General features: G+C 69.2%; 15 protein-coding genes. 14 read left to right on the top strand and 1 reads right to left on the bottom strand.

Features of this window, described 5'->3' with window-relative positions:
* Positions 1 to 68: 68 nt before the first annotated feature.
* From ACZ5MC_RS00730 to ACZ5MC_RS00670, 13 genes are all read left to right on the top strand, one after another.
* The gene (locus ACZ5MC_RS00730) at positions 69 to 1,619 is read left to right on the top strand and encodes an indole-3-glycerol phosphate synthase TrpC (protein WP_464516839.1); all 1,551 of its coding nucleotides are present in this window, start codon (positions 69 to 71) and stop codon (positions 1,617 to 1,619) included.
* Between the two features lie 77 nt (positions 1,620 to 1,696).
* Positions 1,697 to 2,980: a phosphopyruvate hydratase gene (eno, locus tag ACZ5MC_RS00725; RefSeq protein WP_306598341.1), complete on the top strand. Its 1,284-nt coding sequence runs from the start codon at positions 1,697 to 1,699 to the stop codon at positions 2,978 to 2,980.
* Between the two features lie 7 nt (positions 2,981 to 2,987).
* Positions 2,988 to 3,296, top strand: coding sequence for an FtsB family cell division protein (locus ACZ5MC_RS00720; RefSeq protein WP_306598340.1), 309 nt, complete (start codon positions 2,988 to 2,990; stop codon positions 3,294 to 3,296).
* Positions 3,296 to 4,072: a diaminopimelate epimerase gene (locus tag ACZ5MC_RS00715; RefSeq protein WP_306598339.1), complete on the top strand. Its 777-nt coding sequence runs from the start codon at positions 3,296 to 3,298 to the stop codon at positions 4,070 to 4,072. The genes ACZ5MC_RS00720 and ACZ5MC_RS00715 overlap by 1 nt, the downstream gene beginning before the upstream one ends.
* 17 nt (positions 4,073 to 4,089) lie before the next feature.
* Positions 4,090 to 5,538, top strand: coding sequence for a tetratricopeptide repeat protein (locus ACZ5MC_RS00710; protein WP_306598338.1), 1,449 nt, complete (start codon positions 4,090 to 4,092; stop codon positions 5,536 to 5,538).
* On the top strand, positions 5,528 to 6,982 hold the full coding sequence (locus tag ACZ5MC_RS00705) for a tetratricopeptide repeat-containing glycosyltransferase family protein (protein ID WP_306598337.1): 1,455 nt from the start codon (positions 5,528 to 5,530) through the stop codon (positions 6,980 to 6,982). Before ACZ5MC_RS00710 ends, ACZ5MC_RS00705 begins: the two co-directional genes overlap by 11 nt.
* Positions 6,972 to 8,417 (top strand): glycosyltransferase family 9 protein, encoded by a 1,446-nt coding sequence (locus ACZ5MC_RS00700; RefSeq protein WP_464516838.1) that lies wholly within the window; start codon positions 6,972 to 6,974, stop codon positions 8,415 to 8,417. The genes ACZ5MC_RS00705 and ACZ5MC_RS00700 overlap by 11 nt, the downstream gene beginning before the upstream one ends.
* Positions 8,418 to 8,487: 70 nt before the next feature.
* Entirely contained in the window at positions 8,488 to 9,273 is a 786-nt protein-coding gene (locus ACZ5MC_RS00695) for a ParA family protein (protein WP_306598335.1), read from the top strand.
* Positions 9,270 to 10,136 carry a ParB/RepB/Spo0J family partition protein gene (locus ACZ5MC_RS00690; RefSeq protein WP_306598334.1) on the top strand — a complete coding sequence of 289 codons (867 nt, stop codon included), beginning with the start codon at positions 9,270 to 9,272 and terminating at the stop codon, positions 10,134 to 10,136. Before ACZ5MC_RS00695 ends, ACZ5MC_RS00690 begins: the two co-directional genes overlap by 4 nt.
* 20 nt (positions 10,137 to 10,156) lie before the next feature.
* Positions 10,157 to 11,008, top strand: coding sequence for an acetyl-CoA carboxylase, carboxyltransferase subunit beta (gene accD / locus ACZ5MC_RS00685; RefSeq protein WP_306598333.1), 852 nt, complete (start codon positions 10,157 to 10,159; stop codon positions 11,006 to 11,008).
* Positions 11,001 to 12,218: a bifunctional folylpolyglutamate synthase/dihydrofolate synthase gene (locus ACZ5MC_RS00680; RefSeq protein WP_464516837.1), complete on the top strand. Its 1,218-nt coding sequence runs from the start codon at positions 11,001 to 11,003 to the stop codon at positions 12,216 to 12,218. The genes accD and ACZ5MC_RS00680 overlap by 8 nt, the downstream gene beginning before the upstream one ends.
* A 10-nt stretch (positions 12,219 to 12,228) precedes the next feature.
* Positions 12,229 to 14,784, top strand: a complete 2,556-nt coding sequence (locus ACZ5MC_RS00675) for a protein kinase domain-containing protein (protein WP_464516836.1) — start codon at positions 12,229 to 12,231, stop codon at positions 14,782 to 14,784.
* 506 nt (positions 14,785 to 15,290) lie between these two features.
* Positions 15,291 to 18,437, top strand: a complete 3,147-nt coding sequence (locus tag ACZ5MC_RS00670) for a TonB-dependent receptor (RefSeq protein ID WP_306598330.1) — start codon at positions 15,291 to 15,293, stop codon at positions 18,435 to 18,437.
* On the opposite strand, the gene ACZ5MC_RS00665 is transcribed toward ACZ5MC_RS00670, so the two are convergent.
* A complete protein-coding gene (locus tag ACZ5MC_RS00665) occupies positions 18,438 to 19,577 on the bottom strand; it encodes an NAD-dependent epimerase/dehydratase family protein (protein ID WP_464516835.1) in 1,140 nt (379 codons plus the stop codon).
* 82 nt (positions 19,578 to 19,659) lie between these two features.
* Here ACZ5MC_RS00665 and ACZ5MC_RS00660 point away from each other — a divergent pair, with 82 nt between their 5' ends.
* Entirely contained in the window at positions 19,660 to 20,922 is a 1,263-nt protein-coding gene (locus tag ACZ5MC_RS00660; RefSeq protein ID WP_306598328.1) for an NTP/NDP exchange transporter, read from the top strand.
* Positions 20,923 to 20,929: the final 7 nt, after the last annotated feature.

Below are 20,929 nucleotides of genomic sequence, written 5' to 3'. Positions count from 1 at the left end.
TAAGAACATTCTCATGAGGCTCCTGGTACAAAAACGTGTCTGGAAGCAGTGAGATCCGGGGGTTGTAAATGTTGAAAAAAGTCCAGATATTTAAGGCGCTGGACATCGAGATCAAAAAGCAAAAAGGCCCTGCAGCGGTGAAGGACGCCTACAAGGGGCACCACTCCCTCAAGGAGGAGTTGAGCCAGCCCGGCATTTCCATCATCGCCGAGACCGCCGGAGGCAACCCGCTCCGTGGCCAGGTGAGGGAAGCCTACAGGGCCTCCACCCACGCCAAGAGCCTCGTGGAGAACGGCGCCAGGGCCATCTCGGTCGCCACCGACCGCTTCCTCTTCTTCGGCGAGGACAAGCACCTGTCCGAGGTGCGGTCCGCCGTGAAGGTGCCCCTCATCCGGCACGACTTCATCTTCGAGGAGTACCAGATCGAGGAGAGCAAGATCCTGGGAGCCGACGCCGTGATGCTCATGGCCGCCCTCCTGGAGCCGGACCGCCTCGCGGCCCTCTCGAAGCTCGCCCGGGCCAAGAGCCTGGACGTGATCGTGGAGGTGGCCAGCGAGGCCGACCTGAAGCGGGCCCTGGAGGCCGATGCCGATATCGTGTGTGTGCTGGGCCGTGACCTCGACACATGGGAGCCCCGGTGGGAGGAGGCGCTCACCCTGATGAAGAAGGTCCCTCAGAGCAGATGCCTGCGAATCCTGGAAGCCGGCGTCTGTACCCTCCAGCAGATCCAGCAGCTGGAGGGGATGGGAGTACATGGCGTCATCGTCGGGGACGCCCTGCTGGATGAGTTCTATCCCGGCAAGCGACTGGCGCAGATCCTGGCCGGTGTCGAGGTGATCAAGAAGCCCGTCAAGTCCAAGGGCAAGCAGGAAGCGCAGCAAGGCCCCGCGGCCAAGGGCACCAGGCCCGCCAAGGCCGCGGCGGGTGTCGTCGAAAGCGACAAACCGAAGGCGGGTGGTTCGGTTCCAACCGGCAAACCACAGTCAACCACCCAATCCCCCCAACCCGCCCGCAAGGGCAAAAAGGAGTTCCCAATGGAACACATCAATCAGCCCGACGAGACCACCGCTCCCGTCGAAACGGCCGCCGAGCCGGTCGCCGCCAAGAAGCCGGCCGCCAAGAAGGCCGCCGCCAAGAAGCCCGCGGCGAAGAAGCCCGCCGTGAAGAAGGCCGCGGCCAAGAAGCCCGCCGCCAAGAAGCCCGCGGCCAAGAAGCCCGCCGCCAAGAAGCCCGCGGCCAAGAAGCCCGCCGTGAAGAAGGCCGCCCCCAAGAAGGTCGTCGCCAAGAAGGCCGCCCCCAAGAAGGCCGTCGCCAAGAAGGCCGCCCCCAAGAAGGTCGTCGCCAAGAAGGCCGCCCCCAAGAAGGTCGTCGCCAAGAAGGCCGCCCCCAAGAAGGTCGTCGCCAAGAAGGCCGCCCCCAAGAAGGTCGTCGCCAAGAAGGCCGCCCCCAAGAAGGTCGTCGCCAAGAAGGCCGCTCCCAAGAAGGTCGTCGCCAAGAAGGCCGCCCCCAAGAAGGTCGTCGCCAAGAAGGCCGCCCCCAAGAAGGCCGTCGCCAAGAAGCCGGCCGTCAAGAAGGCCGTCGCCAAGAAGCCGGCCGCCAAGAAGGCCGTCAAGAAGTAATAATGTCCCTACTTTAAGCTAGTTAGGACATTCCTCCCCGTCTTAAACCCCGTACGAAAGCAGACCCGGATAAAGCCATGAAATTGATAGATCGAATTTCCGCCCTCGAAGTCCTGGATAGTCGAGGAAATCCGACGATATTGGCCCGGGTCAGACTGAATGATGGAACCATCGGCCAGGCGATGGTTCCGTCCGGGGCCTCCACCGGCAGCCGCGAGGCCCTCGAACTCCGGGACGGCGACAAGAAGCGCTACCTCGGCAAGGGCGTCCTGGGCGCCGTGCAGGCCATCAACACCGAGATCAACGACGCCCTCGAGGGCATGGATCCCTTCCAGCAGTCCGAACTGGACGAGCTCCTCCTGGACCTGGACGGCACCGAGAACAAGTCCAACCTGGGGGCCAACGCGCTCCTGGGCACCTCCATGGCCATCGCCTGCGCCGCGGCCAACGCCTGCGGCCAGCCCCTGTACCGCTACCTGGGCGGCGCCTCGGCCCGCACCCTCCCCGTCCCGATGATGAACATCCTCAACGGCGGGGCCCACGCCGACAACAACGTCGACATCCAGGAGTTCATGATCCTCCCCGTGGGCGCCCCCTCCTTCCGGGAGTGCGTCCGCTGGTGCGCCGAGGTCTACCACAACCTCAAGGGCGTGCTCAAGGCCAAGAAGCTCTCCACGGGCGTGGGCGACGAGGGCGGCTTCGCCCCCAACCTCGGCAGCAACGAGGAGGCCCTCACCCTCATCGAGGAGGCCATCAAGAAGGCCGGCTACAAGCCCGGCAAGGACTTCTACCTGGGCCTGGACTGCGCTTCCAGCGAGTTCTACAAGGACAAGGGCTACGAGATCGACGGGAGCCGGAAGACCGGGCCCCAGCTCGTGGACTACTACGCGGGCCTCGTGGACCGGCACCCGGTCCTCACCATCGAGGACGGCTGCGACGAGAGCGACTGGAAGAACTGGAAGCTCCTCACCACCAAGCTCGCCGACAAGATCCAGCTGGTGGGCGACGATCTCTTCGTCACCAACCCGGCCATCCTTGCCCGGGGCATCAAGGAGGGCATCTCCAACGCCATCCTCATCAAGCTCAACCAGATCGGCACCGTCACCGAGACCCTGAAGGCCGTGGACATGGCCCACAAGGCCGGCTTCCGCGCCGTCATCAGCCACCGCTCCGGCGAGACCGAGGACACCTTCATCGCCGACCTGGTGGTCGCCACCGGGGCCGGGCAGCTGAAGACCGGCGCCCCCTGCCGCTCCGACCGGGTGGCCAAGTACAACCGCCTTCTCCAGATCGAATGGGAGCTGGGCGCCGCCGCGCGCTACGCGGGGGCGGAAGCCTTCGGCGCCTTCGTCGGCAAATAGGACCCCCATGAACACGTCGCTCCTCCTGAAGTCCAGCACGCTCTGGGGCGTCCTGGCCTTCTCGGGGCTGGCGTCCACGGGGATCCTGCTCTTCTCGCCCAGCGGCATCGGGAGCCTCCACAAGCGCCAGGCCGAGCTCCTCGACCAGCAGCGCCAGCTCCTGAAGATGCGCAGGGCCAACCTCGAACTGGGCGAGGAGGTCAAGCGGCTCGCCGCCCGGGACCCCGAGCTCTACGAGGCCCTGGCCCGCCAGCAGGGCCTCGCCCGCCCCGGCGAGACCATCTACACCTTCCGCGAGCGGGGCGCCCGGCGCTGATGTTCACCGTCGCCTCCGCTTCGGGCAACACCTTCGCCTACGCCTGGGACGAGCTCCCGCCCGGGGGCGACGGCCCCGCGTGGGCCCGCGCCCTCTGCCCCGGCCGGAAGCTGGACGGCCTCTTCCTCCTGGCCCGGCCCCTCCCGGGCCGGCCCTGGGGCATGGAGCACTGGGACGCCGACGGCGCCGCCACCTTCTGCTCCAACGGCACCCGCGCGGCCCTGGCCCTTCCCGGCGCCCCCCCGGGCAGCGAGATCGCCGTGGTCTCCAGCGGCGAGCCTGTCCGCCTCCGCCGGGAAGGCGACGCGGTGGCGATCCTCATGCCGTCGGGCCCCGGCACCGGGTTCCGCCCCTTCCCCGCCCCCCTCGAAGGCCCCCACGCCTTCGGCTGGGTGGGCAACCCGCAGCTGGTCCTGGAGCGTCCCGGCGTGGCGACCCTCGACCTGGGCCTCCTGGCCGTGCCCCTGCGGCGCCACCCGGCCCTTCCGGGTGGCACCAACGTCAACGTCCTCGAGGTGCTCGGGCCCGGAGCGGCCCGCATCCGCAGCTGGGAGCGCGGGGTGGAGGGCGAGACCCTCTGCTGCGGCACGGGGTGCGCGGTGGCCGGAGCCTGGCTGGCGCGGCGCACCGGCATCCGCACCTGGCGCCTCCTGCCCCGGGGCGGGGAGGTCACCGTGACCGCCAGCCCCGAGGGCGAAGGCTGGCGCGAGCTCTGGCTCTCGGGGCCCGTGGCCGTGATGGGGGCCTTCGCCGCCGACCCTTCGTTGCTATCCTGAAGCCCGGAGGCGCCCCCATGGAGGAACCCAGGCCGGAAATCATCTCCTGGCTCCAGGAGGCCCTGGCCAAACAGCGTTCCGGCAACCTGGGCGGGGCCCTGCTGACCTACAGGCGGGTCATCAGCCGGGATCCCTCCCTGGCCGACGCCTGGTGCAACATGGGGTCCATCCTCCACGCCCTCGGGCGCGACGAGGAGGCCCTGGAGGCCTGCCGCAGATCCCTGGACCTGGTCCCCGCCAACCCGGCGGCCCACACAGGCCTGGGCAGCGTCCTGGACGCCACGGGGGACCTGGAGGGCGCCCTGGGCCACTTCCGCCAGGCCCTGGCCCTCGACCCCGGGAACCTCGTGGCCACCTCCAACCAGGCTGGCGTCCTGGCCCGCCTGGGGCGCCTGGACGAGGCCCTTGAGGCCGACCGCGCCGCCCGGGCCATGCGCCCGGAAAGCCCGGAGCTGAATCTCAACCTGGGCTTTACCCTCATGCGCCTGGGCCGGTTCGGGGAGGCCGAGGCCCTGCTCCTGGAGTCCCTCCGCCTGGACCCGGGCATGCCCAAGGCCCGGTGGAACCTCGCCTACCTGCGCCTCCTCCAGGGCCGCTACCGGGAGGCCTGGCCCGACTTCCACGCGAGGCTCGACGTGCCCCAGGGCATGGACAACCAGCGCGGGTTCCACGAGCCGGCCTGGGACGGGGGCCCCTTCCCCGGAAGGACGCTCCTGGTCTGGGTGGAGCAGGGCCTGGGCGACACCCTGCAGTTCGCGCGGTACCTGCCCATGGCCCGGGCCCTGGGCGGCCGCGTCCTGTTCCAGACGTACGCCTGCCTCATGGGCCTGCTCGGGGCCGTCCCCGGCGCGGACCAGGTGCTGGCCGAAGACGACGAACTCCCCCCCTTCGACCTCCACGCGCCCCTCCTGGACCTGCCCGCGATCTTCGGAAGCACGCCGGGGGACCTGCCGCCCCCCGCGCCCATGGGCCCCCCGGCGGGCCACGTCCCCCCGGAGGCCCTTCGCCTGAAGCTCCAGGGCCCCGGGCTCAAGGCCGGGCTCGTGTGGGCCGGCAGCCCCGCCCACAAGGACGACGCCCGCCGCAGCCTGGACCCGGCGCTCCTGGCGCCCCTTGCCGCGGTGCCCGGCACCCGCTGGCTGAGCCTGCAGATGGACCCCCGCGCCTTGCCGCCCCTGCCGGGCCTGGCCGACCTGGCCGCCGAGTTCAGGAACTTCTCCGACACCGCGTGGGCCCTGGCCCAGCTGGACCTCGTGGTCACGGTGGACACCGCCGTGGCCCACCTGGCCGGATCCATGGGCGTGCGGACGCACCTGCTCCTGCCCTTCTTCCCCGACTGGCGGTGGCTCATGTCGGGTTCGGCCTGCCCGTGGTACCCCTCCGTGCGGATCCACCGGCAGCCTTCCCCCGGCGCCTGGGCCCCGGTCCTCGCCAACCTCGCCCGGGAGCTCGCCGATGGATCCTGAAACCCAGGCCAGCCTCCAGGAAGCGAGGCGGCTCGACCGGGAGGGACAGCCCGGCCGCGCGGCCCTGGCCTACAAGCTGGTCCTCCGCACGGATCCGGGATGCCTGGAGGCCAAGGTCGACCTCGCCGGCCTCCTGCTCCAGATGGGACGCTACCCCGAGGCCCTGGACCTCTGCACCGAGGCCCTGGAGGCCCGGCCCGGACACCGGGGCGCTTTGCAGAACCTCGCCGGGACGCTCCTGGCCCTGGAGCGCTACGACGATGCCGAGCGCCACTGCCGGGGCCTGCTCCAGCTCGATCCCCGCTGCGCATGGGCCTGCCAGGGCCTCGGCCTCTGCGCGGCGGCGCGCGGGGAGACCCTCGAGGCCGAGGCCCTGTTCCGGAAGGCCCGGGAGTTCGATCCGGAGGATCCCGGAATCCGCATCGCCCTTCTGCGGTCCCTGTACCAGCGGAGGGCCTGGTCCGAAGTCCGGCCCCTGTGGCTGGAGGTCATCGAACGGACCATGGAGGGCCCCTTGGCGCTCTTCGAGAAGGCCATCCTCCATCTCACCTACGGGAACCTGGAAGAGGGCTGGACCTGCTACGAAAGCCGCTTCACCCCGCCGAACCGCGCGGCGCCGAGGCTCGAACCGACGGTGCCCCTCTGGGACGGCTCCCCCTTCGAGGGCAGGACCCTCCTCCTCCACTACGAGCAGGGTTTCGGCGACACCCTCATGTGCATCCGCTATGCCTCGCTGGCCCGGGCCAAGGGCGGGCGGGTGGCGGCCCTGGTCCAGCCCGAGCTCCTGCCGGTGCTCCGATCGTGCCCGGGCGTGGACCACTGGTTCACCCTCGCCGATCCCGTTCCTCCCTTCGACCTCCACCTGCCGCTCATGTCCCTCCCCCGGGTCTTCGGCACCCGCCTGGCGTCCATTCCGGCCCCCATCCCCTACCTCCGGGCACCCCGGGGGGCCTCCCCGGCGGACGGCGCCGTCGAGCCTTCGCCCAACCTGAAGGTCGGCCTGGTGTGGGCCGGGAATCGGATCCACACCCTCGACTTCCTCAGGACCCTGCCCCTCACCGGGCTGGAAGCCCTGGCCGGAGTCCCCGGCGTGGACTGGTACGGCCTGCAGGTCGGCTACGAGGGCGGCCTCCCCTTCGAGGGGTTGCGCGACCTGGCGCCACGGCTGCGGGACTTCGGGGATACGGCGCGCGTCCTGGAGCAGCTGGACCTCCTGGTCACCGTGGACACCGCCGTGGCCCATCTCGCCGGCGCCATGGGCCTCCCCGTCTGGTTGATGCTTCCGCTCCTGCCGGATTGGCGCTGGCTTCTCGAAGGGGAGGACACCCCCTGGTACCCCACCCTGCGCCTGTTCCGTCAGCAGAACGGCAGCCGGTGGGATGATGTGGTGGCGAGAATCGTAGAATCCCTCAACCGCCTCGCGAGCGAACGCCATGGATCCTGATTCCGCCCTCAAGGAAGCGCGCCGCCTGGACCGGGAGGGGGCGTCCGGCAGGGCCGTTCTCGCCTACAAGCTCCTGCTCCGCACCGATCCCGGGCGCATCGACGTCAAGGTCGACCTCTCCAGCCTCCTGGTCCGCCTGGGCCGGCACGAGGAGGCCCTCGCCCTCGGCGGGGAGGTCCTGGAGGCCTGTCCCCGCCATCCGGCGGCCCTCCAGAACGTCGCCGGCGCCTGCCTGGGCCTTGGGCGCTACGCCCAAGCCCAGGCCTACGCCAGCGCCCTCCTCGAGCTGGAACCCGGGAACGCCTCCGGCCACCTGGCCCTGGGCCTGAGCCTCGCCGGTCAGGGCGCCTCGGCGGACGACCATTTCCGCAGGGCCAGGGCCCTGGATCCCCGGGATCCCGGGATCCGCCACTACCTCATCGACCAGCTGCTCCCGCGCAGGGCCTGGGCCGAACTCCTGCCCCTGTGGAAGGAAGTGATCGACCAGGAGATGACCGGGCCCAAGGCCCGCATGGAGATGGCCTTCCTCCAGCTCACGTACGGCAACTTCCAGGAGGGCTGGGACGGCTATGAAAGCCGCTTCGAGCCTCCCAACGAGGTCTTCCCCCGGGTCGAGACCCCGGCGCCCCTGTGGGACGGCTCCCCCTTCCCGGGGCGGACCCTGCTCCTTCATTACGAGCAGGGCTTCGGCGACACGCTGATGTTCATCCGCTACGCGGCCCGGATCCGGGCCCTCGGCGGCCGGGTGGCGGCCCTGGTCCAGCCCCAGCTCGTCTCCGTCCTGGCGTCGGTCCAGGGCGTGGACACCTGGTTCACCCTCGCGGACCCCGTGCCGCGCTATGACCTCCACCTGCCCCTGCTCTCCGTCCCCCGGGTGCTGGGCACGCGCCTGGACTCCATTCCCGCCGAAGTGCCCTACGTCTTCGCGCCCCCCGAGCCCTCCCCCGCGTCCGACGCGGTGCTCCCCTCCCCGAACCTGAAGGTGGGCCTCGTGTGGGCCGGAACCCGGGACCATTCCCTGGATGCCCTGCGCACCCTGCCCCTCGCCAGCCTGGAAGCCCTCGGCCGGGTCCCCGGCGTGGACTGGTACAGCCTCCAGGTGGGCTACGAGGGCGGCCTCCCCTTCGACAACCTGCGCGACCTGGCCCCGCTGTTGCGGGACTTCGGCGACACGGCCCGCGTCCTGGCGAAGCTCGACCTCCTGATCACGGTGGATACCGCCGTGGCCCACCTGGCGGGCGCCATGGGGGTGCCCGCCTGGCTTCTCCTGCCTCTGGTGCCGGACTGGCGCTGGCTCCTGGACCGGGAAGATTCCCCCTGGTACCCGACCTTCCGCCTTTTCCGCCAGCTGGACGGCCACACCTGGGACGGCGTGCTGGCCCGGGTCGAGGAATCCCTTAACGACCTAATGAACACCCGCCGTGGAACCTGCTAGACTTTTCGTTGTTCCACGCAGAGGTTTCCCAGGTGCCCCCAATCCCGAACCCCGCCGCCGAGGTCCTGTCATGACCGCCAGGATCATCGCGTTGGCCAATCAGAAGGGCGGCGTCGGCAAGACGACGTCCGCCATCAATCTGGCCGCATCCCTGGCCATGATGGAAAAGCTCGTGCTCCTGGTGGACTTCGACCCCCAGGGCCACAGCACCACGGGTCTGGGCTTCCCCAAACCCGACCACCGCGCGGGTTCGTACGCCCTCATGAAGGGCGCGCCGGTTGAGGCCCTGGTCCTGACCACCGAGGTGCCCATGCTCCAGGTGGTGCCCGCGGGCAAGGACCTGGCCCAGCTGGAATTCGAGCTCTTCGAGCTGCCCGAGCTGCAGGTGCTGCGCCGGGCCCTGAAGCCCGTCCTCGGGAAGTACGACTACATCCTCATCGATCCCCCGCCCAGCCTCGGCATGATCACCCTCAACGCGCTGACGGCCGCGGACGAGGTGATCATCCCCATGCCCTGCGAGTTCCTCGCCATGGACGGGCTGGCCGAGCTGGTGGAGACCATCCGCCGCATCCAGGCCGGGCCCAACCCCGCCCTCAAGCTGGGCGGCATCCTCCTTACCATGGCCGAGGAGCGCACCAACCTGGGCTCGGCGGTCGCCTCGGAAGTGCGCGCAGCCTTCCCCGGCAAGGTCTTCCAGACCCAGATCCCCCGCAACATCCGCCTGGCCGAGGCGCCCAGCCACGGCAAGCCCGTGGCCTTCTACGACCTCCGTTCCAAGGGGGCGCAGGCCTACCTGAATCTGGCCAAGGAGTGGCTGGGGATCGAAGAACCCCTCATCCCGCGAGGACCCGCATGACCACCCCCAAACGACCCGCCCTGGGCCGGGGCCTCACCTCCCTCATGAGCCAGCTGGCTCCCGAGGACACCAGCAACCGCGAGGTGCCCGTGGGCTCCCTGGTGGCCAACCGCCACCAGCCCCGCCTCCACTTCGACGAGGCGCTGCTCGACGATCTGGCGGCCAGCCTCAAGACGCACGGCATGGTGCAGCCCATCGTCGCCCGCAAGGTGGGCGACCGCTACGAGATCATCGCCGGCGAGCGCCGGTGGCGCGCCGCCAAGAGGGCCGGCCTGGCCACCGTCCCGGTGGTCATCAAGGACGTCCCCGACGACCGCCTGCTGGAATTCGCCCTGGTGGAGAACATCCAGCGCCAGGAACTGAATCCCATCGAGGAGGCCAAGGCCTACTTCCAGCTGGGCGAGCACCTTCGCCTCACCCAGGAGCAAGTGGCCGACCGGGTGGGCAAATCCCGCCCCCAGGTGGCCAACACCCTGCGCCTCCTGCGCCTGCCCACGCGCATCCAGGAAATGGTGTCCTTCGCCAAGCTCTCCACCGGCCACGCCAAGGTGCTGCTGGGCGTCGACGACGCCCGGGTCCTGGACCAGCTCGCCGACGAGATCGTGGACAAGCAGCTCAGCGTCCGGGCCCTGGAGGCCCGGGTGCACAAGCTCGCCCGCACCGTGAAGGGCAAGGCCCGGCGGCACCACCATCCTCATGCCGTATTCATCAAAGCCGCGGCCGAGGAGCTCACCCAGGCCTGGCGCACCCGCGTGGAGATCAAGCCCAGGGGCAAGGGCGGATCGCTCCAGATCCACTACGGCAGCGAAGCGGAGCTGGACCGCATCTTCGAAGGCTTGAAAAAGGGGCCGGGAAGCCGTTAAGGTTCTCGTCCGGGGGTGCGATGTCCTGGTTCATCAAGAAGCGTCAGCAGAAGACCGCGGTCGAGGAGCGCACCGTCCGGGTTCCCGAAGGGCTGTGGATCAAGTGCGACGCCTGCCGTGAGCTGATCTACCGCGCCGAACTCGCCAACACCCGCAACGTCTGCCCCAAGTGCGGCTACCACTTCCGCATCGGCGTCGCCGAGCGCCTTGAGTCCGTCATGGACCCCGGCTACGAGGAGCTTTTCGGGGAACTCCGCAGCGGCGACCCCCTGAAATTCTCCGCCGCCAAGCCCTACGCCGACCAGCTCAAGAAGCTCCACGGCCTGGGCCACGACCACGACGCCGTGCTCGTGGTGGAGGGGACCCTCAAGGGCCACCCCGTCGTCATGGGCGTCATGGACTGGGACTTCCTCGCCGCCAGCATGGGCAGCGTGGTGGGCGAGAAGCTCCGCCTGGGCGCGGAACGGGCCCTCGGGAAGCGCTGCGCCTTCATCATCGTCAGCTGTTCGGGCGGGGCCCGCATGCAGGAGGGGGCCCTCTCCCTCATGCAGATGGCCAAGGTGAGCGCGGCCCTGGCCCGGCTGGACTCCGCGGGCCTGCCCTACCTCTCCATCCTCACCGACCCCACCACCGGCGGCGTCAGCGCCAGCTACGCCATGCTGGGCGACCTGAACATCGCCGAGCCCAAGGCCCTCATCGGGTTCGCAGGCCCGCGGGTCATCGAACAGACCATCAAGCAGACCCTCCCCGAAGGCTTCCAGCGCTCCGAGTTCCTCCAGGCCCACGGCATGGTGGACAAGGTGGTGCCCCGGGACCGCCTGCGGGAATTCGTGGCCACGGCCCTGGACTGGATGACCGATCCTCATGGGTGACCTGGCCCGCCTGCGGATGCTCGAGGCTCGCGGGCACTGGGGCATCAAGTGCGGCCTGGAGAATCCGAGGGGCCTGCTGGCCCGCCTGGGCCGCCCCGAGCGGTGCTGCCCCGTGATCCTGGTGGCCGGCACCAACGGCAAGGGCTCCACCGGCGCCTTCCTGGTCAACGCGCTGCGCGCCTGCGGCCTGCGGGCCGGGTGGACCACCTCCCCCCACCTGGTGTCCCCGGGTGAGCGCATCTGGATCGATGGCGCCGGTCTGGAAGCCGCCCACCTGGACGCGCTCCTGACCGACGCTTTCAAGGCCGAAGCGGCCCTGGGCATCCAGGCGACCTATTTCGAGCTGATGATTGCGTCCGCCTTCCTGGCCTTCCGGGAGGCCGCCGTGGACATCGCCGTGGTGGAGGTGGGCATGGGCGGCCGCTGGGACGCCACCAACGCGTCCGATCCCCTGATCACCGTGCTGACCAACGTCGAGCTGGATCACATGCAGTACCTGGGTCCCACCCGGGAGGCCATCGCCCGGGAGAAGCTCTGCGCAGCCCGCCAAGGCCGCCCCCTGGTCCTCGGTCCGCGCCTGGATCCCGCATGGGTGTGGCCCCTGCTGGAATGCCGCCCCATCCTGTACCCCGCCCCGGCCATGGCCGCCCAGACCCTGGCCTGGGACCACAGCCTCGTGGAGGGCCACCGCATCCCGCTGGCCGGCGCCCACCAGCTGGAGAACCTCGCCACCGCCTGGGAGGTGCTCCGCCGCCTCGGCCTGCCCGAGGCCAGGGCCTGGGAGGGCATCGGCCGCACCGCCTGGCCCGGCCGGCTCTGGGCCGTGCCCGGCCTGCCCGGCGTGACCATGGACGGCGCCCACAACCTGGACGGCGCCAGGCGCCTGGCCGACCACGCGGTGGCCACCGGGGTAAGCCCCCACCTCTACTTCAGCGCCATGGGCGACAAGGACCTGGCCGGCATGCGGGACGAGCTGGCCCGCATGCGCCCGGCCCGGGTCACCCTCGTGCGCGGAGAGAACCCCCGCTACGCAACCTCCCAGGCCCTTCGCGCCGTGTGGGGCGAAGGCTGCGAGGTGCTGGACATCGCCCAGGCCGCGGCCCGGCTCAGGGCCCCCGAAGCCATTCCCCGCCTGGTTTCGGGCTCCCTCTATTTCATCGGCGACCTGCTCCAGTCATTGGGGATCGACCCGCGTTTGCTGGTAGATTGAAGCTCCTCCCATGAGCCTCCCGCCCGGAACCCTCCTCGGTCCCTACGAACTGCTCGCCCCCATCGGCGCCGGCGGCATGGGCGAGGTCTACCGGGCCCGGGATCCGCGCCTGGAGCGGGACGTGGCCATCAAGGTGCTCCAGCCCGCCTTCGCCGCCGACCCGGACCAGCTCCGGCGCTTCGAGCAGGAGGCCCGCTCCGTGGCCCTGCTCAACCACCCCAACATCCTCCAGGTGTACGACACCGGCATGGTGGACGGCGCCCCGTACATCGTCATGGAGCTTCTTTCCGGCCGGAATCTGCGGGACCTCCTGGACGGCCCGCCCCTTGGCGTCCGCCGGGCGCTGGCCATCGCCGTGCAGGTGGCGCGGGGCCTGGCGGTTGCCCACGAGAAGAAGATCATCCACCGGGACCTGAAGCCCGAGAACATCTTCGTGGACCCCGACGGCCTCGTGAAGATCCTCGATTTCGGCCTGGCCAAGCTCCTGGCCCACCCCTCCGGCGATCCGGACGAGACCCGTGAATGGCGCGCCTCCCAGGCCTTCACCCAGGCAGGCACCTTGATGGGCACCGCCGGGTACATGTCCCCCGAGCAGGTCAACGGCTGGTCCGTGGACCACCGGTCCGATCTCTTCTCCTTCGGCATCATCCTCTTCGAGCTGGTCACCGGCACGCCCCCCTTCCGCCGCCCCTCCATGGTGGAGACCATGCACGCCATCCTGAAGGAGGACCCCCCGGCCCTGGGTTCCGGCCTGCCCCCCGTGCTGGAGCGTACGCTCCTCCGCTGTCTGGAAAAGGATCCACGGCGGCGCTTCCAGTCCGCCACGGACCTGGTCTTCGCCCTGGAGGGCGCCTCGCTTCCGCAATCGGCCATCCTCCTCCGGCCGCGCCTTCGGCCCCTGCCCCCCTGGGCCCTCCGCACGGCCCTGGCCGCCGGCGTCCTGGCCCTGGCGGCCCTGGCGTTCGCCGCCGGCCGCCGCGGCACCGCGGCCGAACCCGTGGTCTACCACCGCCTCACCTATCGCCGGGGCGTCATGGAGGGGGCACGCTTCTCTCCCGACGGCCAGACCTTCGTATTCGGGCTGGCCAACGACGGCCAGCCCGCCCAGCTCATGGTGGGCCGAACCGACGGCGTGGGCGCGCGCCCGCTGGGGCTGCCTCCCGGCACCCGCATCCTCTCCATCTCCGCCACCGGCGAGATGGCCCTGCTCTTCCGCAAACAGGGCGCAGCCGAGGGCACCCTGGCCCTGGCCCCCCTCTCCGGCGGCGCTCCCCGCGAACTGCTGGAGAACGTCTTCGCAGCGGACTGGGGCCCCGACGGCCAGTCCATGGCGGTGGTGCGGGCGGGCCCCAAGGGCCAGTTCGTCCTGGACTACCCCATCGGCCACCGGCTCTATGACGGCCCCCCCGTCACCCCCTACATCCTCGACTGCCCCAGGGTCAGTCCCAGGGGCGACCGGGTGGCCTTCCTGGAACACCTGGGCATCGGCCGGGAATCGCTGTCCGTGGTGGATCTGGAGGGGCACCGAACGGTCCTCGTGGAGGGCGGGTGCGACTCCCTCCAGTGGTCCCCGGACGGCCGGCGCATCTTCTTCACCTACCGGCACCCCGATGACCGCCGGGACCTGCGCTCGGTGACCCTGGGCGGCCGGCAGCGCATCCTGGACACCGTCCTGGGACGCATGAACGTCCAGGACATCTCCCGCACCGGCCGCCTGCTGGTGGACCAGTCCGTGGACAAGACCACCCTCCTGTTCCGGGGCCCCGGCGACCGCGTGGACCGCGACCTTTCCTGGCTGCACACCTCCATCCTGGCGGACCTCTCCCCGGACGGCAGCCGTGTGCTCATCGGGGAGACCCTGGAGGGCTCCGGTCCCGGCGGGGCCTACCTGCGGCGAACCGACGGCGCGGATGCCGTGCGCCTGGGCGACGGGGACCCCCTGAGCCTTTCCCGGGACGGCCGCTGGGCCACCGTCCTTTCCAATGACGCCGGAAAGACTCTCGCCCTCCTCCCCGCCGGCCCTGGCGCCCCCAGGCCCCTGGCCCGCGACATCCGGGCCGACTGGGCCGTGTTCGTGGACGGGGACCGCCAGGTGCTCATGGGCGGCACCGGGCCCGATGGGGTCTTCCGGGGCTACATCCAGGACGTGGCCGGCGGTCCGGCGCGGCCCTGGCCCGGCGCCCTCGCCCCGGAGGCCTTCTGCGTGGTCGCCCCCGACGGCGCCAAGGTGGCCCTGGGTCCCCTGAAGGGCCACCTGGTCATATCCTCGCTGGACGGCCGCCGCCTCCAGGACCTGGGCGGCCTCGGCGAGGCCGACGTTCCCATCCAGTGGCACGCCTCGGGCGATTCCATCTTCCTTGCGGACCTCTCGGCCCTTCCGGCGCGCATCGTCCGTCTGGACTTGGCGACCGGCCGCCGGACCCCATGGACGGACGCCGGTCCCTCGGACCGCTCCGGTGTGGGGCAGCTGAAGGGGGTGGCCATCACCCCCGACGGCCGTTCCCTGGCCTACTCCTTCGTCAGAGTGCTGACTTCGGACCTCTACGTCACGGACCCCGTGAACTGAACGAACGAAAGGCCCCTGGTTGCGCAGGGGCCTTTTTCCTGTTCTCTCGGGCAACGGGTCCATTCCTTCCGCGGCTGGGAGCCAGTCAGCCGTTTTCCGGGTGGAACCCGTGTCAAAAGGAAAGGTGTCCGGGATCCCGGGAAGGTTCCCGGAGTTCCCCGACGAATTTATTTCCTGCCGATTTATTCCATACCGAAGGGTCGTGAATACGTATCCAGGGGGAAATGGGATGATTCCCTAATAAAAATTGGCCAAAGTGCTTGAATAAATATAAAAGTTCCCGTGTTTTTAACTTTTTTTCGATCGCCCCCTTGCCAATGACCGCGGTCGGATTCATTTTAGCTTCGTTTTTTACATATGCATTCGATGCATTGGCTCCCCATCCCTGTCCCCGCCCTCACCGGTCATCCCTGTCCCCTCGGGGCAGGGATCCTTCCATGTCGAGAGGAAGGTGTTTCAGCACACGTTTTCTCGACGGCGCTTCCGCCACCCTGGAGACCATCGCCATGAGCGCACTCCCCCGTTACATACGTTTCGCCGCCCTGGCGCTCGTCGCCGGCGCCCCCCTCCTTGCCCAGCAGGCCACCGGCGCCCTGAAGGGCCGGGTCGCCGACACCAAGGGCAACCCGAAGTCGGGCGTGATCGTCACCATCACGAACCCCCGGACCTCCTTCGTGAGGTCCGGCGCCACCGACGCCAGCGGTCTCTTCGCATTCGTGGCCCTTCCCCTGGGCGAGTACCAGATCACCTACGCCCAGGGCGGCCAGTCCTACAGGAGCCAGGCCACCGTCGTCCTGGGCCAGGACACCTTCGCCAACTTCCTCAAGTGGCCGACGGCCCAGGCCGGAGCCACGGTGGAGATCCTCGCCACCTCCGCCCAGGCCGAAGCCATCGACACCTCCTCCGCCCAGATGGGCACCACGGTGGGCCAGGACGTCATCAGCTCCCTGCCCATCGTGAGCCGGGACATCAACCAGGCCGCCCTGCTGGCCCCGGGCGTGCAGATCGTCTCCGGGTCGCAGGTGGACCCCACCAAGAAGGCCTTCTCCTACATCACCACCGGCGACGGCATGGGCCGCGGCACCAGTTTCGCGGTCGACGGCGCCGACAACAACTCCACCGACGTGGGCGGCTACGTTCTGTCGGTTCCCATCGACGCCATCGCCGAGTTCCAGGTGGTGACCAACCAGTACAAGGCCGAATTCGGCCGGTCCACCGCCGGCTTCTTCAACGTGGTGACCAAGTCCGGCACCAACGACTTCACCGGCCTGCTCTCGGCCCAGTACACCAACCAGTCCATGCGGGCCCGGGTCACCGACGAGGGCACCAAGAACGACAACACCAAGGGCAGCTACGCCTTCACGGTCTCCGGCCCCATCCTCAAGGACAAGCTCTTCTACATGGTCTCGGCCGAGCGCCAGCAGTCCACGGACGCCTCCTTCCCCTTCCAGCCCTACGCCCTGAGCCTCTACCCCGAGCTGGGCGGCACCCGGCAGGAGAGCCTGAAGCGCACCGTCTACGCCAAGCTGGACTGGAACATCTCCCAGGACCAGAACCTCAGCCTCAACTACGGCACCAGCCAGGACAAGATCGCCCACCAGGGCTTCCCCCGCACCACCTCCTTCGCCGGCAACATCGCCCCCTCGGCCCTGGGCACCGACCGGGACCTCACCTGGGCCGCCGGCGCGCGGTGGACCTGGAACATCAATTCCAACCTGGTGCTGGAGAGCCACTACAGCTACTTCAGCTACGCCAACTTCATCTCGCCCGACTCCCAGGGCGCGCCGGGCAACGGCTCGCCCGCGGCCGTCCTGGACTACGTGAACAGCGGCAGCTACAGCGCCGTGATCCCCGCCGGCTTCCCGGGGCACCGCACCGACGCCCAGAACTGGGGCTGGGGCGGCATCGACCCCAACGCCCTGCAGAACACCGGCATCAAGCGCGGGGAATGGAAGAACGAGCTCACCTGGATCACGGGGTCCCACACGATCAAGGGCGGCATCGACTACCAGCGCACCACCTACGCGGACCAGCAGCTGTTCTTCGGCGAGACCGGCCTCTACCGCATGGTGGTGGAGGGCGTGGACCCGGTCACGGGCCAGGTCATCAACTACAAGACCGGCTGGAACAGCACCGTCTCCGCCAACCAGAACGTGGTGGCCGTCGCCTTCGTGGCCAACGGCCTCCAGAAGGGCATCGACTACAAGCAGTATGGCATCTACCTGCAGGACGACTGGACCATCAACCCGAACTGGAGCGTCTATTTCGGCGCCCGCCTGGACTGGGACACCCAGCTGGACTACCTGAAGGACCGGTATTCCGACATCTACTCCTACATCCACCAGTACAACCCGATCCTGTCCGGCATGGACGGCAGCGCCCCCACGGGCAAGAAATACTTCGAGCCCCGCCTCCAGGCCCTCTACCGCCCCTACGGCGATGACAAGCTCGTGATCAAGTTCGGCGCCGGGCGTTTCGTCGCCCAGGTGATCGACAACGTCACCGGCTTCAGCCGGGGCCTCTCCAACCTGTCCAACGGCCTTCCCATCCGCGCCCGGAACTCCGCCGCCTTCGCCTACAACCACATCACGCCCTTCAGTTCGGGCAACGTGACGAACTTCAGCGCGGGCAGCGTCATCGGGCAGGTCAACGGCCACAACATCGTCCTGCCCGTGGACCTGACGCCCTACAACTACGCGAACAACGTGGGCGGGCTCCGGGACTACTTCCGGAACACCGTGAACGGCTGGCTCGCCACGGCCACCCCGGAGACCGGCGGCAAGAGCCTGCTCTCCAGCGACTTCCAGTACCCCACCACGGACGCCTTCAATGTCGGATTCGCCTACCGCATCAACGACCGCAGCGGCGTGGACGTCACCCTCGTCTACTCCAAGAGCCGCCACCTCACCACGCAGCTGGCCGGCCCCGACGGGTCCGCACCCAACCTCGTGGAGCTGGATGCCAACGGCAACGACCTGGGCGACACCATCTTCTTCTCCAACCAGACCGCCAGCATGAAGCAGCTGCAGGCCAAGTATTCCTACGCCGACGCCAACAACAGCTTCATCTTCTCCATCACCTTCAAGGAGGCCAAGTCCTCGGAGGGCGGCGCCGGAGGCGCCTTCGACGCCTCGGGCAACACCGGCGGCCTCTACGGCGAGGGCGCCCAGTACAACTGGAAGACCAGCTCCGAGCGCATCAGCGCCGGCACCGACCGCATCGAGGGGTCCTTCAGCTACTCCCACAGGTTCGACTTCGGCACCATGATCTCGTTCCTGGGCTCCTGGCACAGCGGCAAGGCCTATGACGTGACCCAGCAGTACAACAACGAGCTGGGCACGGCCGGGGGCTTCGACCAGTCCCATCCCATCGAATACATAGGGACGGAGTACGGCCGCTGGAACCTGGACATCAGCGCCAAGGTGGCCCACCGGTTCAAGATCACCAAGGCCGTGACCATCGAACCCTACCTGGCGGTCCAGAACCTGCTGAACAACTACGACTACGGCGCCAACTACGACGGGATCAAGATCAACAGCGACGGCTCCCCCAACACCAGCCCGTCGCCCTTCTCGGGCTTCGGCAAGCGCGGCCAGGCCTTCCAGGCCAACCAGCCCCGGAACTACGCCATCGGCGCCCGGGTGACCTTCTAGTTATTTCCTTGCCGCCTTCCAGGCGGCAAGGAGCTTCGCTTCCGCTTCAGGGCTGGGCCCGGCCAGACGGGTCCGGCCCTTTTCCACCTTTTCCTGGGTCTTGTACCAGGCCAGGGTGTCCTTGGCGGTCTCCTCGCACGGCCTGAAGCGCAGGCCCGCCGCCACGGCCCGGGCGTTGCTCCAGGTGTGGAAGCCCTTGGTCTCGCCCGCATAGGGGGCCCAGATGGGGAACTCGATGCCCTCCTGCTTGGCGAGGAATTCCGTGGGGATCCACGTGAGGGTGGACTTGGCGGGCGTGGCCTGGACGCAGGCGGCCACCAGGCGGCCCCAGGGCAGCTTGCGCTCGGGACCGCAGGCGTTGAAGAGGCCCGTGGTTCCATCTTCGGCCAGCCGCACGAGCCAGGCGCCCAGGTCCCGCACATCGATGATCTGGACCGGGTCGTCCGCGGAACCGGGCACGGCGATCTCCCCGCCCCGGTCCATGCGCACCGGCCAGTAGGCGAAGCGCCCGGAGGCGTCGTCCGGCCCCACGATGTAGCCCGGGCGCACAACGGCCACACGGCCGGGCATCGCCTTTTCGGCAGCCTGCTCACACAGCGCCTTGAGGCCTCCGTAGTTCTGGTACTCCTTGCCCATCTCCTCCACGGCCGGGTCGGCCAGGACAGCCAGGGGCGCCGTTTCGGTGCCGTTCTCGGGATTGGGCTCCTTGTAGGCCGAGATGCTGGAGATGATGATGTAGCTCTTGCAGCGCTTGGCCAGGAGCGAGGCCGAGGCGGCCACGTGGCGGGGATAGTAGGCCGAGTTGTCGATGACCACGTCCCACTCCCCTTTTTCCAGGGACGTGAGCCCCTCGCCCTTCTTCGGGTCCCGGTCGCCCTGCAGGCGGGCCACGGCGGGGAAGAGGTCGGGCCGCGTCTTGCCGCGGTTGAACATGGTGACCTGGTGCCCCCGGCCCAGGGCCGCCTCGATGGTGGCGGGGCCCAGGAAGCCCGTGCCGCCCAGGATGAGGATCCGGAGGGGCTTGGGCAGCTTCTTGTCGGCCTTGGCGGGCGCGGGTGCCGCGAGGGCGTCCGTTCCCAGGGCGGCGGCGGCCGCGGCGGCGGCGGTGGTCTGAAGGAAGGTGCGGCGAGTCAGAACCATGGAGGCCCCCGTGATGATCAATAAACGTTCAAGACTATACCTCGTTTAGCTATATAGTAGCGAATCCGACTTTCGAGGCCCCATGGCACCCTCCCTCCCCCAGCGCATCCTGGCCCGCCTCGTCCTGGTACGCCCCGGCGAGGGCGCGGTCCTCTTCTTCTCCACCGCCTACTTCTTCCTCCTCCTCTTCGGCTACTACCTCCTGCGCCCCATGCGGGAGGCCTTCGGCATCGCCCGGGGCGCCGACAAGCTGCCCTGGCTCATGACCGGGACCATGGCCTTCATGTTCCTGGCCAACCCCGCCTTCTCGGCCCTGGTTTCGCGCTTCCCCCGGCGCCGGTCCATTCCCATGGCCTACCGGTTCTGCGGCGCCACGCTGGCCGTGTTCTACGTCCTGTTCCGGTTCCTGCCCGGCCACGGCGGCGCCGGCCTGGGCTACGCCTTCTACATCTGGCTCAGCGTGTTCAACCTCTTCGCCGTGTCCGTATTCTGGGCCTTCATGACCGACGGGCTGGACCAGGACCAGGGCAAGCGCCTCTTCGGCTTCATCGCCATGGGCGGCACCCTGGGGGCCATCGCCGGCGCCTCGGCCACCGCGGCCCTCACGACCCTGAAGGTGGATGCCGGCACCCTGCTCCTGGTCACCATCCTCTGCCTGGAGCTGGCCATCCTGTGCGTACGAACCCTGGCCACCCGGTTCGGCATGGGCGCCGGCGCCCCATCCACCCGGGAACCGGGCCCGGGCCTCTTCCAGGGCCTGCGGCTCCTGGCCGGCTCCCCCTACCTGGCCCTCATCGGCCTCTACATCCTGCTCTATACCATCACCTCCACCTTCCTCTACATGCAGCAGGGCCAGATCGTGGCCCGGGCCTTCACCGGCTCCGCCGCCCGCACCGCCGCCTTCGCCCGCCTGGACGTGTGGGTGAACGTCCTCACCCTCTTCACCCAGGTCTTCCTCTCCAGCCGCCTCATCAAGGCCGCCGGCATGCGCGTCGTGCTCTGCATCATGCCCGTCCTCACCCTCGTCGGCTTCGGCGCCCTGTGGGCCCTGCCCACCTTCGGCACCCTGGCCCTCTTCCAGGTGCTGCGCCGGGGCCTCCATTACGCCGTGGACCGCCCCGCCCGGGAGATCCTCTACATCCCCCTGGGCCCCGGAGAGAAGTACAAGGCCAAGCCCTTCATCGACACCTTCATCTACCGCGCCGGCGATCTCCTGGGCACCTGGACCCCGACCCTGATGGCCGCCGTCTCCCTCCCCCTGGCCGGCGCCGCCCTGGCCGTGTCCGGAGCCTGGCTCTGGGGCGGCGTGGCCCTGGGCCGCCTGCAGCGGAACCTCTCAGCCTGAATCCATT

The sequence above is a fragment of the Mesoterricola sp. JemC181 genome (genome assembly GCF_055384585.1).
Note: the sequence above shows the minus strand (reverse complement) of the source record. Positions and strands in the feature narration are given on the sequence as shown.

Excerpts from the sequence above, each read along its gene's own strand:
- ACZ5MC_RS00670 (WP_306598330.1), top strand. The coding sequence starts at position 15,291 with ATGAGCGCACTCCCCCGTTACATACGTTTCGCCGCCCTGGCGCTCGTC.
- accD (WP_306598333.1), top strand. The coding sequence starts at position 10,157 with ATGTCCTGGTTCATCAAGAAGCGTCAGCAGAAGACCGCGGTCGAGGAG.
- ACZ5MC_RS00665 (WP_464516835.1), bottom strand. The coding sequence starts at position 19,577 with ATGGTTCTGACTCGCCGCACCTTCCTTCAGACCACCGCCGCCGCCGCG.
- ACZ5MC_RS00705 (WP_306598337.1), top strand. The coding sequence starts at position 5,528 with ATGGATCCTGAAACCCAGGCCAGCCTCCAGGAAGCGAGGCGGCTCGAC.
- eno (WP_306598341.1), top strand. The coding sequence starts at position 1,697 with ATGAAATTGATAGATCGAATTTCCGCCCTCGAAGTCCTGGATAGTCGA.
- ACZ5MC_RS00715 (WP_306598339.1), top strand. The coding sequence starts at position 3,296 with ATGTTCACCGTCGCCTCCGCTTCGGGCAACACCTTCGCCTACGCCTGG.
- ACZ5MC_RS00700 (WP_464516838.1), top strand. The coding sequence starts at position 6,972 with ATGGATCCTGATTCCGCCCTCAAGGAAGCGCGCCGCCTGGACCGGGAG.
- ACZ5MC_RS00730 (WP_464516839.1), top strand. The coding sequence starts at position 69 with ATGTTGAAAAAAGTCCAGATATTTAAGGCGCTGGACATCGAGATCAAA.
- ACZ5MC_RS00710 (WP_306598338.1), top strand. The coding sequence starts at position 4,090 with ATGGAGGAACCCAGGCCGGAAATCATCTCCTGGCTCCAGGAGGCCCTG.
- ACZ5MC_RS00720 (WP_306598340.1), top strand. The coding sequence starts at position 2,988 with ATGAACACGTCGCTCCTCCTGAAGTCCAGCACGCTCTGGGGCGTCCTG.
- ACZ5MC_RS00680 (WP_464516837.1), top strand. The coding sequence starts at position 11,001 with ATGGGTGACCTGGCCCGCCTGCGGATGCTCGAGGCTCGCGGGCACTGG.
- ACZ5MC_RS00695 (WP_306598335.1), top strand. The coding sequence starts at position 8,488 with ATGACCGCCAGGATCATCGCGTTGGCCAATCAGAAGGGCGGCGTCGGC.
- ACZ5MC_RS00690 (WP_306598334.1), top strand. The coding sequence starts at position 9,270 with ATGACCACCCCCAAACGACCCGCCCTGGGCCGGGGCCTCACCTCCCTC.
- ACZ5MC_RS00660 (WP_306598328.1), top strand. The coding sequence starts at position 19,660 with ATGGCACCCTCCCTCCCCCAGCGCATCCTGGCCCGCCTCGTCCTGGTA.
- ACZ5MC_RS00675 (WP_464516836.1), top strand. The coding sequence starts at position 12,229 with ATGAGCCTCCCGCCCGGAACCCTCCTCGGTCCCTACGAACTGCTCGCC.